General features: G+C 59.8%; 12 protein-coding genes and 1 pseudogene. 9 read left to right on the top strand and 4 right to left on the bottom strand.

Going from position 1 to position 16,032, the window contains the following annotated elements; all coding sequences use genetic code 11:
- Window positions 1–316 (bottom strand): GTP-binding protein (locus tag EN824_RS33160; protein WP_245520756.1); only part of this gene is annotated, 316 nt, incomplete at its 3' end.
- A gap of 866 nt (window positions 317–1,182) precedes the next feature.
- Here EN824_RS33160 and EN824_RS35465 point away from each other — a divergent pair.
- Window positions 1,183–1,332, top strand: coding sequence for a hypothetical protein (locus EN824_RS35465; protein ID WP_189343812.1), 150 nt, complete (start codon window positions 1,183–1,185; stop codon window positions 1,330–1,332).
- Window positions 1,333–1,752: 420 nt separating this feature from the next.
- Window positions 1,753–2,511, top strand: coding sequence for a response regulator transcription factor (locus tag EN824_RS33150; RefSeq protein WP_127873506.1), 759 nt, complete (start codon window positions 1,753–1,755; stop codon window positions 2,509–2,511).
- A 154-nt stretch (window positions 2,512–2,665) separates the two neighbouring features.
- Here the strand turns inward: EN824_RS33150 and EN824_RS33145 are convergent, their stop codons facing one another.
- Window positions 2,666–3,871, bottom strand: a complete 1,206-nt coding sequence (locus EN824_RS33145) for a hypothetical protein (RefSeq protein ID WP_135933143.1) — start codon at window positions 3,869–3,871, stop codon at window positions 2,666–2,668.
- Window positions 3,872–4,181: 310 nt separating this feature from the next.
- Here EN824_RS33145 and EN824_RS33140 point away from each other — a divergent pair, with 310 nt between their 5' ends.
- A complete protein-coding gene (locus EN824_RS33140) occupies window positions 4,182–4,862 on the top strand; it encodes a sugar transferase (protein ID WP_245521068.1) in 681 nt (226 codons plus the stop codon).
- A 125-nt stretch (window positions 4,863–4,987) separates the two neighbouring features.
- On the opposite strand, the gene EN824_RS33135 is transcribed toward EN824_RS33140, so the two are convergent.
- On the bottom strand, window positions 4,988–5,236 hold the full coding sequence (locus tag EN824_RS33135) for a hypothetical protein (RefSeq protein ID WP_135884053.1): 249 nt from the start codon (window positions 5,234–5,236) through the stop codon (window positions 4,988–4,990).
- A 405-nt stretch (window positions 5,237–5,641) separates the two neighbouring features.
- On the opposite strand from EN824_RS33135, the gene EN824_RS33130 reads away from it, so the two are divergent.
- The 6 genes and pseudogenes from EN824_RS33130 to EN824_RS36365 form a co-directional block, all read left to right on the top strand.
- The gene (locus EN824_RS33130; protein ID WP_135933142.1) at window positions 5,642–6,922 is read left to right on the top strand and encodes an O-antigen ligase family protein; all 1,281 of its coding nucleotides are present in this window, start codon (window positions 5,642–5,644) and stop codon (window positions 6,920–6,922) included.
- Between the two features lie 131 nt (window positions 6,923–7,053).
- Window positions 7,054–7,803 carry a hypothetical protein gene (locus tag EN824_RS33125; protein WP_135884055.1) on the top strand — a complete coding sequence of 250 codons (750 nt, stop codon included), beginning with the start codon at window positions 7,054–7,056 and terminating at the stop codon, window positions 7,801–7,803.
- Between the two features lie 8 nt (window positions 7,804–7,811).
- Window positions 7,812–8,816 carry a hypothetical protein gene (locus EN824_RS33120; protein WP_135884056.1) on the top strand — a complete coding sequence of 335 codons (1,005 nt, stop codon included), beginning with the start codon at window positions 7,812–7,814 and terminating at the stop codon, window positions 8,814–8,816.
- A gap of 57 nt (window positions 8,817–8,873) precedes the next feature.
- Window positions 8,874–10,079, top strand: a complete 1,206-nt coding sequence (locus tag EN824_RS33115) for a PqqD family protein (protein ID WP_245521067.1) — start codon at window positions 8,874–8,876, stop codon at window positions 10,077–10,079.
- Window positions 10,076–11,080, top strand: a complete 1,005-nt coding sequence (locus tag EN824_RS33110) for a nucleotidyltransferase family protein (RefSeq protein ID WP_135933141.1) — start codon at window positions 10,076–10,078, stop codon at window positions 11,078–11,080. Before EN824_RS33115 ends, EN824_RS33110 begins: the two co-directional genes overlap by 4 nt.
- Window positions 11,081–11,160: 80 nt before the next feature.
- Window positions 11,161–11,364 (top strand): annotated as a pseudogene (locus EN824_RS36365) (hypothetical protein); the annotation flags it as partial.
- A 267-nt stretch (window positions 11,365–11,631) separates the two neighbouring features.
- Here the strand turns inward: EN824_RS36365 and EN824_RS33100 are convergent.
- Window positions 11,632–16,032, bottom strand: a 4,401-nt coding sequence (locus EN824_RS33100; RefSeq protein ID WP_245521066.1) for a putative Ig domain-containing protein, incomplete at its 5' end; no start/stop codon positions are given.

The following is a 16,032-nucleotide window of genomic DNA, read 5'->3' as shown; positions in this document are numbered from 1 at the left end:
CGACGATGAACTTGCGCTTCGGCGTGGCGAAGAAGCGGTAGGCGACGTCGATTGTGATGCCTTGCTCGCGCTCGGCCTCGAGGCCGTCGACCAGCAGCGCGAAGTCGATGTCGTCGCCCGTCGTGCCATGCTTTCGCGAATCACGTTCGAGCGCGGCGAGTTGGTCCTCGAAAATCTGCTTGGTGTCGGACAACAGCCGACCGATCAACGTCGACTTACCATCATCGACCGAACCGCAGGTCAGGAAGCGCAGCAGCGACTTCTTCTCTTGCGCCGCCAGATAGTCGCGGACGCTTCTCGCGGTGGAAAAGGACAAGTCAGGGATTGGCGTCCGGCGATCCTCATCCACGGCAGTCGGCCGCGATGCAATCCGAAAGGCGGGCCTGTGCTAGGCCGAGCGATCCGATCTGGTTCCTGATGGACATGGTCGTCTCCAACCCTATCACTGGCTCTTCATAACCTCCTCCTCGCCGCTGTCTTCCCACGATCTGCGCTTCCGGAAGATCAGACAAGAAGACTGCTGGATCATCATACCGCATTGGGGCACCTCCATGGAATGGTCCAATCAATGGGTTCGCCTGACACTGCGCCAGGATCATCATGATCAAAGCCCATCCGCTCGGCCAAATGTGACCCGTTACGGGTCAGTACGCCTGGCACCGCAATTGCATTGATAGAGTGTGGGCTGGGACGAGGTCCGTCGCCTCGCAAATGGGGCGGCGGGCCTTTAGCAACGAGGGGCTTTGACGGAGCGGCCCGGCACCCCTTTGTTGGGATGGGGCTAGGACACCGGGCCTAACCGACGGGCTGTTTGTGAGAAACGGCGCCGGGGCTGAGGGACTATATGCGCTCATGCTGAATACGCGCAAAGCATACGAACGAAGTACGAGAGCGACAATTCGGGGGGCAGCCGATGGCCGATAAGCCGGTGACGACCGACGTCGAACCCGCGCTGGTGCTGATTATGACCCAGCGGGAGGAGGAGTAGCGGCGGCGACAGCGCACCTTCGGTTCGATATAGCTAACGCTTGTCGTTTCGCGGCTTGCACTACGCTTTAGCGGAACCAAAAAAGAGGACACGGGCGTGCTTCGTCGGTCGGCTCCGGTCTGGCTGTTCGCGGCATATCTGCGCGTCCAGTATGCACTGCAACAGCAACCCGCTTTGAACGGGATGCTTTGCAGATGGCACGACAGGTCTCGCTGGTGATCGAGGCAGAACTTGTCAATCTGCAGACCATTCTTGACGGTCTCTCAAAATCGGCCACTCTCGCCAATGGCAATCTAAAAGCGCACGATATCTTACACGGAGCGGCGCCGATCTTGGCGATCTGATTCCATTGCCGTCATGGGGCCAAGGCATCCAAAGGATCGCACAAAGCCACTGTGCCTGGAATGGGCTGCATACTCGTCTTATTAGTGCGGGGAAATTATGTGCAATTACAGGTTGTCATACCTTTGAATATATTAGTCACCTAAGATATAATTACCAAATTGTTAACCAGGATTAATGCGCCTTTTCCACAGCATCGTACTATGCACTCCAGGTTGGGTTACCTCCATAGGGCGCGGAAGCCATACGTCGGTGTGTTGGGACGGCGTATGTCCTACTCCTTGAATCCAATCTTCGGTCAACATCTAGTCAGCCTGACAGACGATGAGCGTATTAGTTCACGCCTTTGACATGCTTTGCTAGGGAGCCAAACCAAAGAGGAGAAAAGCAAGTCAGCGCGATGGAGAGGAGTAGGTAAAGCGATGGCACACCCCCAAATTTCCGATTTTTGGAACGATGCAACAAAACCGTTACACAATGGACATCTGCCGGACGCGAATGGTCTTGGCAGGTCCGATCTCGACGAAGGACGTCCGAGCGAAGGCTTGGTTATGATTGTCGACAAGCGAGCGCTTGAGCGTGAATGCCTTGCGCGCGGCCTTATCGAACACAATCCCACCTTGCGCGTTAGCGCGGTAGGATCGCTTGACGAAATCCAGCACATTGGCGGGGACGAGGAGCCGTCCGCGATCCTCGTAATTCTTGGCGCCAGGAAGGTCACGGACCAGAGTGTTCGGGCGGAACTTGCGCACTTAATTTCCGAGTTTGGCACCGTACCCGTAATCGTCGTGGTGGATTCCGATGAGCCAGGGGAGGTTCTCGCGGCTCTCGAATGCGGCGCCCGAGGCTATATTCCCACAAGCGTGACGGTGAAGGTCGCTGCCGAGGCCATTGGTCTTGCTCGTGCCGGAGGGATCTTTGTACCCGCCAGCTGCGTGCTGGCGCTGCGAGAGATCATCCACTCGACCGCAAACGGTGTCCGTCCGCTCTCCGGCATGTTCACCACACGCGAAGCTGCGGTTGTGGAGGCGCTCAGGACAGGCAAGGCGAACAAGATAATTGCCTACGAGCTCAACCTGTGCGAGAGCACCGTCAAAGTCCACATCCGAAATATCATGAAAAAGCTCAAGGCTACCAACCGCACCGAGGTAGCGTACAAGCTTAGACAAATGTTGCTTTGAAGGCTGCCTCGGATCGGTCTTTGCCTGGCCGGCTCTGGCAATAACAGGTGCGTTAAGGGCGGGACCAGGGGTTCGGCGTTCTGATCTAAGGTCGATGGCCTCGTCCGAGCGGTTTCGCGAAACGGGCTGGCTCGGCGTGTGTCGAGGCACGTTCTTAGCCAACCGTCGCGGACGCCGCTGTTACGAGAAATCCAACGCTGTCCCCTGCTAGCTCCGCGCCACGATACGCGGCTTCGGCGGCCTTCAGCCCACCCGTCAGTCTGCGGACCATTGGAGCCGGTCCGAGTGCGTCAAGGGGAAGGCCTAGCTGACCACGGGTGGGTCGCTTCGGTGGCCAGATGCTGAGGCCGAAATAGCTGGCGGCGGAGCGATCGACCCCGCCGCTGAACTGCACCAGTAGCGCTTGGTGAGAGTTCCGGGCAATACGGCCCAGGCAGTTGATGTCCATTGGTGGTTTGTCAGTTGGCCTCATCGCGACCACGATCACATCCCATGCATCGTCGGTCAGGAGCATGGGGTGCGAAAAAACACTTACTCTCGCCCCACCCTCGCTTAGCGTACGCTCGAGGGACGGGGCACAGGGCGTGTCACAGACGATGGCGAGCCTCGCGGCACGGTGATCGACACCGGCATCGCCGAGCAAGATGCAGCACAACCGCGCGAATTCCGGCAGCAGGTTTATGGCTGGGTGGCTCAGATTGGGAGCCGCGACCTTGATGCCGGCCTCGTCACAGGCGTTGAAGTCCACAACGCCCGGACGAAGCTCCCATGGTTCAGCCATTAGCGAAACAACCGCATGCGAGGGTAAGAGTTCGATGAGCGATCTCGAAATCGGGGCGACCTGCAGACAGTTTGTGACGAGGTCGACATCCTGCCATTTGCGGCTGTCGATCCGGTTCGTCACTTCAACGCGTTTGGAGACCCTAGCGTGTTTGGCAAATGCCAACGTCGCATCTGCGATGGCCGCCAGGCTTGGATGTCTGGAAGATGTGCGCGTGAGCGCAACGACACGGCTGGCATTAGCGAGCGCCGCCGCTGTGGCAGTCACAGCTTGATATCCCGTCGTGGCGCCAACGACCACGGTGAGGCCGGAGAGATCGAGATCAAGCAAGCCTATTTGCTTGCGCACGATAGCAAGCATTTCGGCAGGGTCGATCTCGAGAACATCACGAGCAAACGACGTTCCGGCAAAATCATGTGGTAAAGGCATCAAGCTGGGCACTAGGTTGCGCGCTCCACTATCAAATAAGCCTGCAATGTCCCTTGAGCGGATCAACCGCCCTGCCGGATCTTGTCCAGGCACGATGCACGTGCATTTCCTGCATTGTTTTTTGACGGATGCCTTTGCGGCCTCGCGCATTTGGCAAACGTGGTTCCTGTATGACTGCCTGGATCTGGTTGGCACTCCGATCTCTTGGCGGCTGAGCCAGGTCCAATGCAGGCTCTGGCAATACAGCCGAACCTGCCCGAACTGCTACCGCAGCAAACGGATGCTAGGTGATACGCCGTTTGATCAGAAGGCTTAAAGACACTACACCAGCGACGCGTGGATCAGGCTTAGGAGTAACGGGCGCCGGGTACGCCGCTACCTCCTTTGCTTCTCTTGCGAAGAATGACAAGCCGCTGTGAAGTTGGGCAGCAACACCAACAGCGTTTCTTGGTGAAATCCCATGACAATCAGCGCATTCGACATAAAGCGCCGCAGAGCTGGTATCCACATCGGCCAAAACCTCCGTCCGCTTGGAGGCCGGCGCAAAAGAATGGTGGACATCACTGTCGCATTGATCGCGCTTGTCCTTGCTGCTCCGGTCATGCTGGCGGTTGCCCTTTTGATATTGGTGACCGACGGCGGACCGGCGGTGTTCTCACACACCCGGATCGGATTCAACGGCAGGCGCTTCGCCTGTTACAAATTCAGGACCATGGTGGCCAACTCGGAGCGGGTTCTGGCAGACTATCTCGCGAGCAATCCCGAAGCCGCCAAGGAGTGGGAGCAGAATTGGAAATTCAAGAATGACCCGCGGATCACATTCCTGGGGCACATTCTCAGGAAGTCGAGCCTGGATGAGTTGCCTCAACTCATCAACGTGCTGCGCGGCGAGATGAGTTGCGTCGGCCCTCGTCCGGTCGTTCCCGACGAACTTCAACGTTACGGCTCCTCTGCGATCGATTATCTAAAAACCCGGCCTGGGTTAACTGGCCTTTGGCAGGTGGCTGGCAGAGACGCAATGGATTATCCCAGTCGTGTCTCTATCGACAGCCAATATGTGCGGGAATGGTCCCTATGGGCCGATGTTGTCATTCTCGTCCGGACTGTGGGCGCCGTGATGAAATTCGATCGTGCGTCTTGATTAATGCGCATCGCAAATTCTTGCCCGATGCATTGCTCTGCCTAAAAACCGCAGCGTGCTGCCGCGACCGCAATGGCGAAAGGTGCGGCGCCGGTCGGCCGCGGCGAAATGGCAGCCGCAGACCATTACTGCTCACGTGACATGCCTTGGCGCCAGACTACGCCCAGGAAGAGGCCGAGCAAGTAGGCCCCCTGTAGAACAACAACGAGAAGCAGGATTGAGATGAGGTGGTGCCAGTCAAATACACTGCCGATGCCGCCTGCAACGACGCCGCCCACGACTGTCACCGCGGTCATGATGATGAGCGCGGCAGCTCGAAAACGAAATCCCAGAAAAATGCCGATAACACCGACGACGACAAGGCCCCAAAGCACGGCGATCTCCTATGGGTGGAAGACTCAGTGTGCCATCTCCAAGTCTCCCACATCTGCGAATCGGTACCAACACTCAATCCGGCTGCACCGCCTCGCCGACGAGCGGTCGAGGGGCGGAAATCGCCGTACACTCCCCCGCGCTACACAAAAGGCGTAGAGCACCCTGTCCGAATGCCCCCTTTTCGCTCATTTCCTTGTCCACCCGCCAAGCCTACGCTGCTTGGAAATAGGTATGCGGAAATTCACCCGCCGTGCGGCAGCATGCAATGATTTATGATCCGGACGCCAAGCCTGTGTTTATCAGTGCGGCTATTCAGGACAACAAGGCTCTGGACGTTGCTCATCGACGCGAGCCTGCGTCGGCGCGCAGTCCCCGCATAATGCCTCTAGTGTGACATTCTACTTATGCTTCAGGTATCTGTCCTTTTGCTGATCCTGTCCATCTGGTTCCCTGGCGCCACGCGGATTGCCGGAACGGATGGCTCGCTTTCCTTCTTGCTGGCACTGTTCTGCGCTTTGCTAAGTGTCGGTACCTACGCGGAAACAGCAAGACGCCTCCATCGGATTGAGGCCGCCCTGACGACTGCGGTGCTGACGATATCTGCTGTCATCATCGTTCTCTCTCTACTGTCGATGCTCTACGCAGACAATCCGATGAGGACGATGCGCGCGGTTTTCTCACAAGTGTTTGGTTTCGCGATCATTCCAGCGGTCGCGGCAATCTCCATGAGACCGAAGGGTCTCGTGGCAATCGACAGGGTTGTGACGACCATAGTCATCATGACTGTCGTAACATCCTGTCTTGTCGCAATCGGGCTGGGCGATGCCAGATTCGCCGATCGGGCTGAAGGCTATTTCAAGCACTCGAACCAACTCGGGATCGCGTTGTCGGCTGGTCTGCCGCTTGTCGCGGCGAAGCTGGTCACATCCCGCCGGTACCGACTTCTCCTTATCGGCTGCCTCGCTGCGGTGCTCCTGGGTTTGGTGAAATCGGGTTCGAAGACAAACTTCGTCCTCGGCGTGGTGGGCCTTGGTCTTTTCTTTGCGCTATACAGTATATATTTAATCAGAAGAAAGAAGAATCCGTTAAAAGTAATCGTGGGAACCATTGCCGCTCCGATATTGTTCGAAGCGAGCCTGCTGACATTGCAGTTCCTAAATCCACGGGCTTACGGCCTGCTGGCCATTCAACTTTCCGGAGGCGAGGCGCATTCGGTGGTATCGCGGCAGCGACTGTGGTCCATATCGATCGATCTCGGCCTGTCGCACCCGTTCACGGGTGTGGGGGCAGGGCAATGGGTGGAAGATATCGCGCCCCACAGCCATAATCTGTTCATTGACTTCTTTAGAACACTGGGAGTGCCCGGCTTGGCGTTGGTGTCGATGCTGGTTCTCGTGGTCATGGCATATCTTTTCAGGGTCGTGTTCTGCACATTGTTCGGCAATGACAGGGGGGGCGACCATGCGGCGGAAGTGAATGTGATGGTGCTTGGAACGTCGGTTTCCCTGTGGAACTACATCATCGCAAACCAGATGAGCGACTCCTTCGGTCCATCGACAGCGCCATTCTTCTGGCTGCCGTTGGCTTTGCTCATCTTCTACCGCGGCATCCAACGATCACTGCAGACCGGCCCTGAGCGTCCGAAATTGTACGCGGTTCCAGGGTCCCAGCTATTTCAATATTGAACTGTTTTTTCAATCTTCGGAAAACCAACTTTTATCCCCTGATCCCCATGGCTTCGTACACAGTCCGTGACCTGACGGCAGGGTTGCCGCCAAGCGTCGAACCACGCCCACTTCAAACAGACATTCGATTCGTGGAATTTTTTGGTCTCCCTGGGATCGGAAAAACCACGGCCTCCACCCTGTTGGCGAACGACTTGCGACGGTGCGGCCCGCTGGCAGGCGATGTGCAATTAGCGTGGGGGACAAGAGCGTTCATCGACCGCCAAATCCACAGGATCGGTATTGTTACCCCAAGGCTCAAGGACCGTCAGTTTCGCTCGCTGCTCGCCCGAATTGCACGTTTTGTCATCGAAAGCGGGCAATCATCGGTTGTCGATGTAATCAGGGTTATCTGGAACCTTTCGGTTTTGGTTGCCTATATTCAGACCGAGAGGCAAGGAAAGAATACCATCATCATAATGGATCAGGGGCTTCTGCAGGGGTTCCTGTCCGTATTGCTCAAGAGTAAGCACCGGGAAACTTCGGAGAAGTGGTTTGACATCCTGCTCGCCATTGGCGTGCATGACATGGTTTTTGTCCATCTGCGCGGTGAGATTCGCCTAGCACGAAGTCGACTTCTGAAAAGGGGCGATAGGTCCTCGCGGATACAAAGGGCATCTCCTGACTGCGACCGTCATCTTTGGTCGGCGGCGGATTGTGCTTGCCGCCAGATTTTGGCCGACCTTGAGCGAAGAATGGAAACGGAGGATCACGTCGGCGTGCTGGCGGCGGTCGACGTGGAAAGGTTGGCATCGCCCGAAGATGTCGCCGAAAGGGTTCTTGAGGTGGTGCTTCCGGCCTGCCTCGAACGACATCGGCTGAGCGGTTCGGCACGCCAATGAGCACCACAATGAACCGCCGTTCATTCATGGGCGTCGCCGGCTTGTATCCTCTAATCGCTCTGTTGCCGGGCTCGTGCCAAGCGCAAGGCGGACAAACGCCGGCAGGCAAGGAGTTCGTTCTGGCAGGTGACTATGGCTTCGAACAGCAATCGATACGGAACCTGCAGCCGGGAGCAACAATCAACGCTCGAAATGCTTCCTTCACAGTTGCCAACAGCAGAAACCGCGATCCCAACGCGGCGATGGGCTGCGACGAGGGGCCGTTGCCGGTCAATCGCTATCCCGTCGTCATCCGCAACTGTCCAGGGGTTCGCTTTGTCGGCGGCCGCTTCGACGGCCAGGTACCGCTAACGTCTGATTGGCGGGACACCTACTGCAACAGCGCGGCTTTGCTTGTCAGGGACGGAACCACCGATGCGACAATTGAGGGGGTGCGTGCCCGTCGCTGCTGGGATGGCATTCGCCTCGCCGAGCACGCCGACGGTTTTCGGCTAAAAGGGTGCTGGCTCAGCGAAATCAGGGATGATGCGGTGGAGAACGACTATCTCCTCAGCGGCATCATTGAAGATTGCCTGTTCGACGGATGTTTCTCGGGGATCAGCCTGGACCCTGCGTCAAACGAACGGGACGGAACGGGGCAAACGGTGCGGGTCGACAAATCCCTCATTCGCATGCATGCCTTTCTGTCCAAGGGCGAAATCACACATCAGGCGCCGATCAAGGCTGTCGATCAGTCGCCCAGGTTGAGGATCACGGAATCGGTTTTCGCATTGGCCGCGGCCAACATGCGTGGATTCCATCGCCTGGAAAGAACATGGCGGCTGACGATTGAAAGCCGCGACAATGTGCTGCTGTGGCTGCCCGACGAGCCGATCCCTTCCGCATTGCCACTGCCACCGTCTGGTTTCAGATTGCTGACGGGCGCCGACGCCCGCGGCTATTGGAACAAGGTCCGTTCCCAATGGGTCGCGGCGCATCAGGACGTGGTCCGGTTCTCTGACGAAGTGCTGTGAGAAGTCGCAGCGCTCGGCACGATTACTCCAACTGCGAAGGCATTTGGCGCTCGCCCATTGAATGCACCGCTGGCAACAACAGCTTGGACCGTCACGGCGATGAATCAGCACGACGCGATTGACAGAACTGTGGTGGCATCAGGCCAGGCCGATTGGAATTCTGCGACGTTTGTGATCCTAGGTCGGTTGGTGCGTGTCAGGGGACAAAATATCCTGTTCAGCCCTTCCCAGAACGCCATTTTCGCCGTCAACGATACTGCTGCCGACATCTGGCGCTCTCTGGAAGAAGGCATGCCACCGCACGCCATTTCGGTCGAGATGGCGCGCAGTGGCGTTGATAGACTTGAGGCAGACAGGCATGTCGAGGCTGCACTCGAGGATTGGCAGCGGCTGAACCTGATACGGCCTTGCGCGCCGTTGTCTACTTCGTCAGCTCAAAAGCCTGTGAGCCAGGTGGTCGCAGTCGCGGGCCTCAACATACGCATCGTCTATCCGGCAGCCTGCGCCTTTCCCGCGATTTCCGTATTTCGCCACCTTGAGGTCAAAGGAGATACTGCCGACGTACTGCTCGAGGTGGTTGGGCAGGGAGGGAGAGTCCATCTGCTGCGGGATGGCAAGTGGATTTTGTCCTGCTCCCTCGACGAATTACCCGTCATGCTGAAGGGGCAATTGCTGACCGAGGTTCTGGATTACGGCGCCTATGAACTTGCCCTCCACGCGGCTGCGCTTCTCAGAAATGAACGCATCGTCCTTCTTTGTGGCAATCCGGGCGCGGGCAAGACGACGCTGACCTTGGCACTGGTCCATGCAGGATTTGGCTTTGTCGCCGATGATGTGACGCTGCTGGACTCTAGGGGGCATGGCGTTGGCCTTCCGTTTGCCCCGGCGGTCAAGGCGGGAGCATGGCCGTTGCTGGCCAAATACTGCCCCGGCCTTGATGCCGTTCCGATCTGTCGCCGCCCTGACCGCAAGCGTGTACGATTTGCCGTGCCCAAGGCGTTCGTGCCCTTGCCTCCCGCTCCCCTGCCCATTGGCTGTGTGGTCCTGCTCCGTCGAGGTCGTGACTCGAAAGCCAGCCTGGAGCCGATCGATCCAGCTCACGCATTGCGCGGCCTTCTCAATGGCGCGCTTGCGCCCGGCGGAGAGCTGGGTGTCACCGCGTTCGAAGCGCTGACCCAACTCATCGGATCGACGGAAACCTATTGCCTGACCTATTCGGGGCTTGATGATGCGGTACGCCTTATCTCGGAAGCGTGTCGATGATAAGCAGGGGCAACAGGGGCAACGCACTTGAGGCGTTGGTCGCCGGACTTCGCGGCACTCCGACGGACAGGGCTGACTGGCAGGCCGTGATTGCTCTGGCAAATCGCACTCTGCTTACACCCGATTTGTTCTCGTCCCTGGCGCGCGCCGGACAAATCCACCAGCTGCCAGAGGACGTGCGCGAGTACCTTCGGTTCGTTCACGACTGCAATCGGGAACGAAATCTGCGGTTGCGTACCCAACTGGGTGAAGCCGTTGCCGCCCTCAACCGCAGCGATATCTCTCCGCTCCTGCTCAAGGGGGCCGTTCCCCTGTTCCTTTCGCCGGCCGGCCTGGTCCCCAGCAGGATGACGAGTGACCTCGATCTAGCCGTGAATCCACGCCAAGAGAAGGTCGCCAGAGACTGTCTTGAAGAGCTTGGCTACGTCGATGTGGCAGGGGGTCGAGGCATGGCCCGCCAGCAGGACGCCGGAATGCTGGAGCTCCGGTCTACCCGAGCGGACTGCTATCACTCCCCCAAGCTCATCCAGCGAGACGGCCTTCGGGTGAAAATTCCTCCCGTTCAGTCTCGCGCCATGCACTGGATGGTACACGACCTTCTCAAGGAGGGAGATTATTGGCGCGGAAGGATAGATCTCAGGCACCTCCATGACTTGGCTCGATTGGCGGAAAACGAGGACGTGGACTGGATGTCACTGCAGGGTTCCATGTCGGACCGGAGCGCCCGCAATGCGCTCGAAACCCAGCTCCTGGCCATGCACCATTTCTTTGGAACCCGAATCCCGGCAAAATGTGCAAAACGCCCGATCGTCCGTTTCCAGCACTGGAGGCGCGTCTTCACGGCGACACACCCCGTCATTGGCGCCCCTCTGCGACTGGCCGGTAATTTGACGTGGGGCATATGGCGGTTTTCACGCGCCTACGGTTTGGCGCGACGTGGACCGCCGTACCTCTTGCGGCGCATCGCTCGTACGCTCTTCGACCCTCGCACGAAAATCTAAGCCTTTTGGAGAACTAGTGTACTGGATCAGAAGGCATAAGATGAATCCGTGAATTTGAGAAAGTTTGTGGGAGGTTTGACATGTCACCGGAAGGCACAAAACGCTCGGAACGGACCCAGGAGACCCTGGTCTCGGAGGCTCAAGCGCGCCGCGACTTTCTCAAGAAGGCGGGGCGTTTTGCGGCGGTTACTCCGCCGGCTGTGACGCTCTTGCTTGGCACAAGCTTGAACTCCAGGGCGATTGCCAAATCGGGTGGATCAAAACCGGGCAATGGCTGGGGGGACAAGAACCATATTCACGTCGGCCCTCCCGGCCAGGGGTAAGCCCTTCGACCATCATGGTCGCTGAAAACAGCGTTTTGAGGACATAGGGCTCCAGCCTGTCATTTGAAAGCCCGGACCGCTCGCGGCACGCAAAAGTGCCGCGAGCGGTCCGGGCTTTTCTTTGCAGGGGCGACCATCATCCGAACTGCAAATCAGCGCAAAATGGATCGCCGCACTGATCTTCGGAACCGCGCGACGCGGACCTTTGAGCATGCAGGAAGGCGGGCCCTACGCAAGCAGCAGACTGCTCAGGAAGTTGTCGTCGTGGAACTGGGCCACTTGAACGCCGGTCAGCGTGATCTGATCCCCGCCGCCCAGCGACGCCACGACATTCGAGCCCTGGTTTGTCGCCGCCTGCAGGAACTGGCTGGTGTTGTAGATGCCAAAGGCTCTGAGATCGAGGACGTCGCCGGTGCCGGCGCCGGGCAGGAAATTCATGACGGTGTCCTGACCGTCGCCGTGGGCGAACACGAACAGATTGTGCTGGTTGCCGGCAACCAATGTGTCGTTTCCGCGTCCCCCGATTAGCGTGTCATTCCCGCCCAGACCCCATAGATAGTCCGCGCCGGTCGTGCCGTTCAGGACGTAGCCGCCGTTGACGATTGTCGGCGTGCGCCCTACAGGCGTCGGGACAAAGTAGGAATCCGTGAGCATGCTGGTTGCAGTCGTCCCGTTGAAGCTGCTCACCTTGTAGAACTCGATCAGCATGCCCGCGTCCGTGATCGTCACCAGATTGGCGCCGACATTGGGAACGGTCTTGCCAGCTCCGCCAAGGCCGGTGGTCGTGTACGGAAGAAAGACGCCGTCGCCGTTGTCGTCCCGGTTCTCCCGGTAGTAGTTGTGCTGATGGCCGGCAAAGACCGCGTTTACACCCCACTGCTCGAAGGGCCACCGCATGGTGGCAGTGGAGCCGCTCGGGTTGAATGGCGTGTGGTGGAAGTAGGCGACGTCGAAACTCGCGTCGGAATTCGCGAGAAGGTCTTGCATCCAATGGCCCTGCACGGATGTGGAACTGCGGCCATCCGGCTCCTGCTTGTTGCTGCTGAGAGCGAAGAAATGCACCGGCCCGATCTGGTAGTCATAGTACCTCTCATTGTCGGGCAGCGTGAAGTAATTCAGGTAGTTGGTAACGTTGCCTTCTTCGTATTCGTGATTGCCTAGCGTGGGGAAGAAGCGGTTGATGGCGCTGCCGCTGCCGTATGAGCCCTGATAGTTGCCTATGTAGTCATGATACTGCTGGCCGACGGCGGCATCCAAGGTCTGCGGAGCATACACGTTGTCGCCGATTGTGAGGATGAAATCGGGGTTCCAGGCATGGACCATCGCCGACACCGCCTTCTCGCCGGAGAGATCGGTGTCGCCGTAGTCACCAAAGACCGCGTACCGGTACAAGACCTGCGGCGGCGTCGTCGGGACGACGCTGACCGTATAGTCCTGCGCGGCGGTGCTCCCGTCGGACGAGGTTGCGGTGACGTGGAGGTTGATCGACTGCTCGGTCTGGGCATTGAGCGTTCCCGTGCCAGAGCGCGTGATGACGCCGGTGCTGGAATTGATGGCGAAGCGCGGGTCGTTGAGGCTGTAGGTGACCGTATCGGTGACGTCCGGATCCTTGGCCGAGGCTGTGATGTGGACCAAAGTGCCCGCGGGGGCAAGGTCGGGGATCTGGTTGGCCGCAGGGTCGGCATCCTGTGGATGCTTGAAGGCGACCGGGCCGGTCGTCGGCACATAGTACTCGACGTGCAGGAGCGGTGCGCCGGTGGCGCTGCCATCGAAGGAATTGGCCCTGCGCGCGCCGCTGCTGCCGCTGACGACGAATGCCATGTCATTGAGTTGCAAATAGCCCGGCTGGTTGATGATCTCCTGCACGATTGCCGAGAGGTTCGGGGTGCGTTCGGCAAGGGCGGCTTCATTGTTCACGGTCCAGTCGGGTGGCGTCCACGTCACCGAAGTAGTCGTCATCAGGCGCGAGGTGACATCGCTTTTCTCACTCTCGAAGGGGACGGCTTCGTCACTTTCGCCCCGGATCAGGAGCGAGACGGCGCCGGTGCTCGTATTCTGGGCCTGGAACTGGATGTAGGCACTGGTGATGACGGCGTCGTAGGGAATGTCGACGCCGGTGAAGCGCATTCCGACCGTCTGGACTTTGGTGCCGTCAACCACCATGTCGAGATCGGTGCTGGTGAGGTCCATCCCGCCGCTGGGACCTTGCTCGACGTCGTCGGTGCTGGTTGCGATCCTTTTCTCGAAAATCGGCGCTGTGGTCACGCTGACGACATAGTCTTGGCCCGCGGCGCTCCCATCGGACGAGGTCGCGGTGACGTGGAGGTTGACCGACGGCTCGGTTGCCGCATTGAGCGTGCCGGTGCCTGAGCGCGTGACAACGCCTGTGCTGGAATTGATGGCGAAGCGCGAGTCGTTGACGCTGTAGGTGACCGTCGAGCCGGCATCGGGATCCCTGGCCGAGGCCGTGATGCCGATGGCCGTGCCGGCGGCGGCGGTCTGAGCAATCTGGTTGGCGGCAGTGTTGGCATCCGGCGGGTTGTTGAAGGCGACCGGCTCCGGGCTGTTGAGGACGGCGAGGGTGAAGGCCTGGTTGGCGGTGCTGCCGTCGGTGGAGGTTGCCGTCACCGTCAGGTTGATCGATGTCTGGGTCTCGAAGTCGAGCGAGCCGGTGGCCGAGCGGGTGATGACGCCGCTGCTGGCGTTGATGGCGAAGCGCGTGTCGTTGAGGCTGTAGGCGACGGTCGAGCCGGCGTCGGGATCGGTGGCCGAGGCTGTGATGCCGACGGCCGTGCCAGCCGCCGCAAGCTCGGCGATCTGGTTGGCGGTGGTGTTGGCGTCGGGCGGCGTGTTGAAAGCCACCGGACTGCCGGCCGGACCGGGCAGGGTATACTCGATGTGCAGCAGCGGTGCGCTGGCCGGATTGTATTCGTAGGAATCGGCCGTGCGCGTGCCAGTGCCGCTGACCAAAAATGCCATGTCGTTGAGCGCGGCCCAGCCCGAGCGGTTGACGATCTCCTGCACGATCGCCGAGAGGTCAGGCGTGCGCTCGGCAGCGCCATGCTCGCCCACAATGGTCCACGGGTCCGGCGTCCAGGCCGTGGATGCGGCCGTCCTGGGAAGCGAGGACACGTTGAAGTTGGCGGTGGTGAAAGGACTGGCGTCGTCGACCTTATCGCCCTGGATGAGCAGCGAAGTCGCGCCGGTCTTCACCTCGTTGGCCTGGAACTGGATGTAGGCGTTGGTGACGATGGCGCCCTGCGGGATGTTGATGCCGGTGAAGCGCATGCCGACCGTCTGGCGGGTGGAGCCGTCATAGCCCAGCTCCAGGTCGGTGACGTTGGTCGAGATCGCCCCGGAGCCCTTCTCCTCGACATCGTCGCCGGCGGTCGCCACCCTTGTCTCGATGACTACAGGCGTGGTGTTGCCCGTCCCGGAGACAGCAACGCTGAAGGCATGGGTATCGGTGCTGCCGTCGGATGAGGCTGCGGTCACGTTGAAGTTGACTGAAGGCTCCGACGTCGCATTGAGCGTGCCGGTGCCCGAGCGTGTGATGACGCCGGTGCTGGCGTTGATGGCAAAGCGCGGGTCGTCGATGCTGTAGGTGATCGTCGATCCGGCATCGGGATCCGTCGCCAATGCTGTAATGCCGATCGCCGTGCCGGCGGCGGCGTTCTGGGCAACCTGGTTGGCGGCGGTGTTGGCATCCGGGGGGTTGTTGAACGCGACCGGCTCCGGGCTGTTGAGGACGGCGAGGGTGAAGGCCTGGTTGGCGGTGCTGCCGTCGGACGAGGTTGCCGTCACCGTCAGATTGATCGACGACTGGGTCTCGAAGTCGAGCGTGCCGGTGGCCGAGCGCGTGATGACGCCGCTGCTGGCGTCGATGGCGAAGCGCGTGTCATTGATGCTGTAGGTGACGGTCGAGCCCGCGTCGGGATCGGTGGCCGATGCTGTGATCCCGGTGGCTGCCCCCGCCGCGGCGAGTTCGGCGATCTGGTTGGTGGTGGGATCAGCGTCGGGCGGTGCGTTGAAGGCAACCGGCAACTGGCTGGCCGTGACGCCGATTGTAAAGGCGTGGGTATCGATGCTGCCGTCGGACGAGGTTGCCGTCACGTTGAAGTTGACTGAAGGCTCCGAGGACGCGTTAAGCGTGCCCGTGCCGGAGCGCGTGATGACGCCGGTGCTGGCGTTGATGGCAAAGCGCGAGTCGTCGATGCTGTAGGTGATCGTCGAGCCGGCATCGGGATCCGTCGCCGAGGCGGTGATCCCGACCGCCGTGCCGGCGGCGGCGCTCTGGGCGATCTGGTTGGCGGCGGCGTTAGCGTCGGCCGGGGTGTTGAAAGCGACCGGCTCCGGGCTGTTGAGCACGGCGAGGCTGAAGGCCTGGTTGGCGGTGCTGCCGTCGGAGGAGGTTGCCGTCACTGTCAGATTGATCGACGACTGGGTCTCGAAGTCGAGCGTGCCGGTGGCTGAGCGCGTGATGACGCCGCTGCTGGAATTGATGGCGAAGCGCGTGTCATTGATGCTGTAGGTGACGGTCGAGCCCGCGTCGGGATCGGTGGCCGATGCTGTGATCCCGGTGGCTGCCCCCGCCGCGGCGAGTTCGGCGATCTGGTTGGTGGTGGGATC

This window comes from Mesorhizobium sp. M8A.F.Ca.ET.181.01.1.1, assembly GCF_004792025.1.
Classification (GTDB): domain Bacteria; phylum Pseudomonadota; class Alphaproteobacteria; order Rhizobiales; family Rhizobiaceae; genus Mesorhizobium.
The sequence above is the reverse complement of the archived record's forward strand: the minus strand, read 5'-3'. Positions and strand labels throughout refer to the sequence as shown.

Coding starts and splice junctions, on each gene's coding strand:
- EN824_RS35465 (WP_189343812.1), top strand. CDS start 1,183: ATGGCACGACAGGTCTCGCTGGTGATCGAGGCAGAACTTGTCAATCTG.
- EN824_RS33150 (WP_127873506.1), top strand. CDS start 1,753: ATGGCACACCCCCAAATTTCCGATTTTTGGAACGATGCAACAAAACCG.
- EN824_RS33145 (WP_135933143.1), bottom strand. CDS start 3,871: ATGCGCGAGGCCGCAAAGGCATCCGTCAAAAAACAATGCAGGAAATGC.
- EN824_RS33140 (WP_245521068.1), top strand. CDS start 4,182: ATGACAATCAGCGCATTCGACATAAAGCGCCGCAGAGCTGGTATCCAC.
- EN824_RS33130 (WP_135933142.1), top strand. CDS start 5,642: ATGCTTCAGGTATCTGTCCTTTTGCTGATCCTGTCCATCTGGTTCCCT.
- EN824_RS33120 (WP_135884056.1), top strand. CDS start 7,812: ATGAACCGCCGTTCATTCATGGGCGTCGCCGGCTTGTATCCTCTAATC.
- EN824_RS33110 (WP_135933141.1), top strand. CDS start 10,076: ATGATAAGCAGGGGCAACAGGGGCAACGCACTTGAGGCGTTGGTCGCC.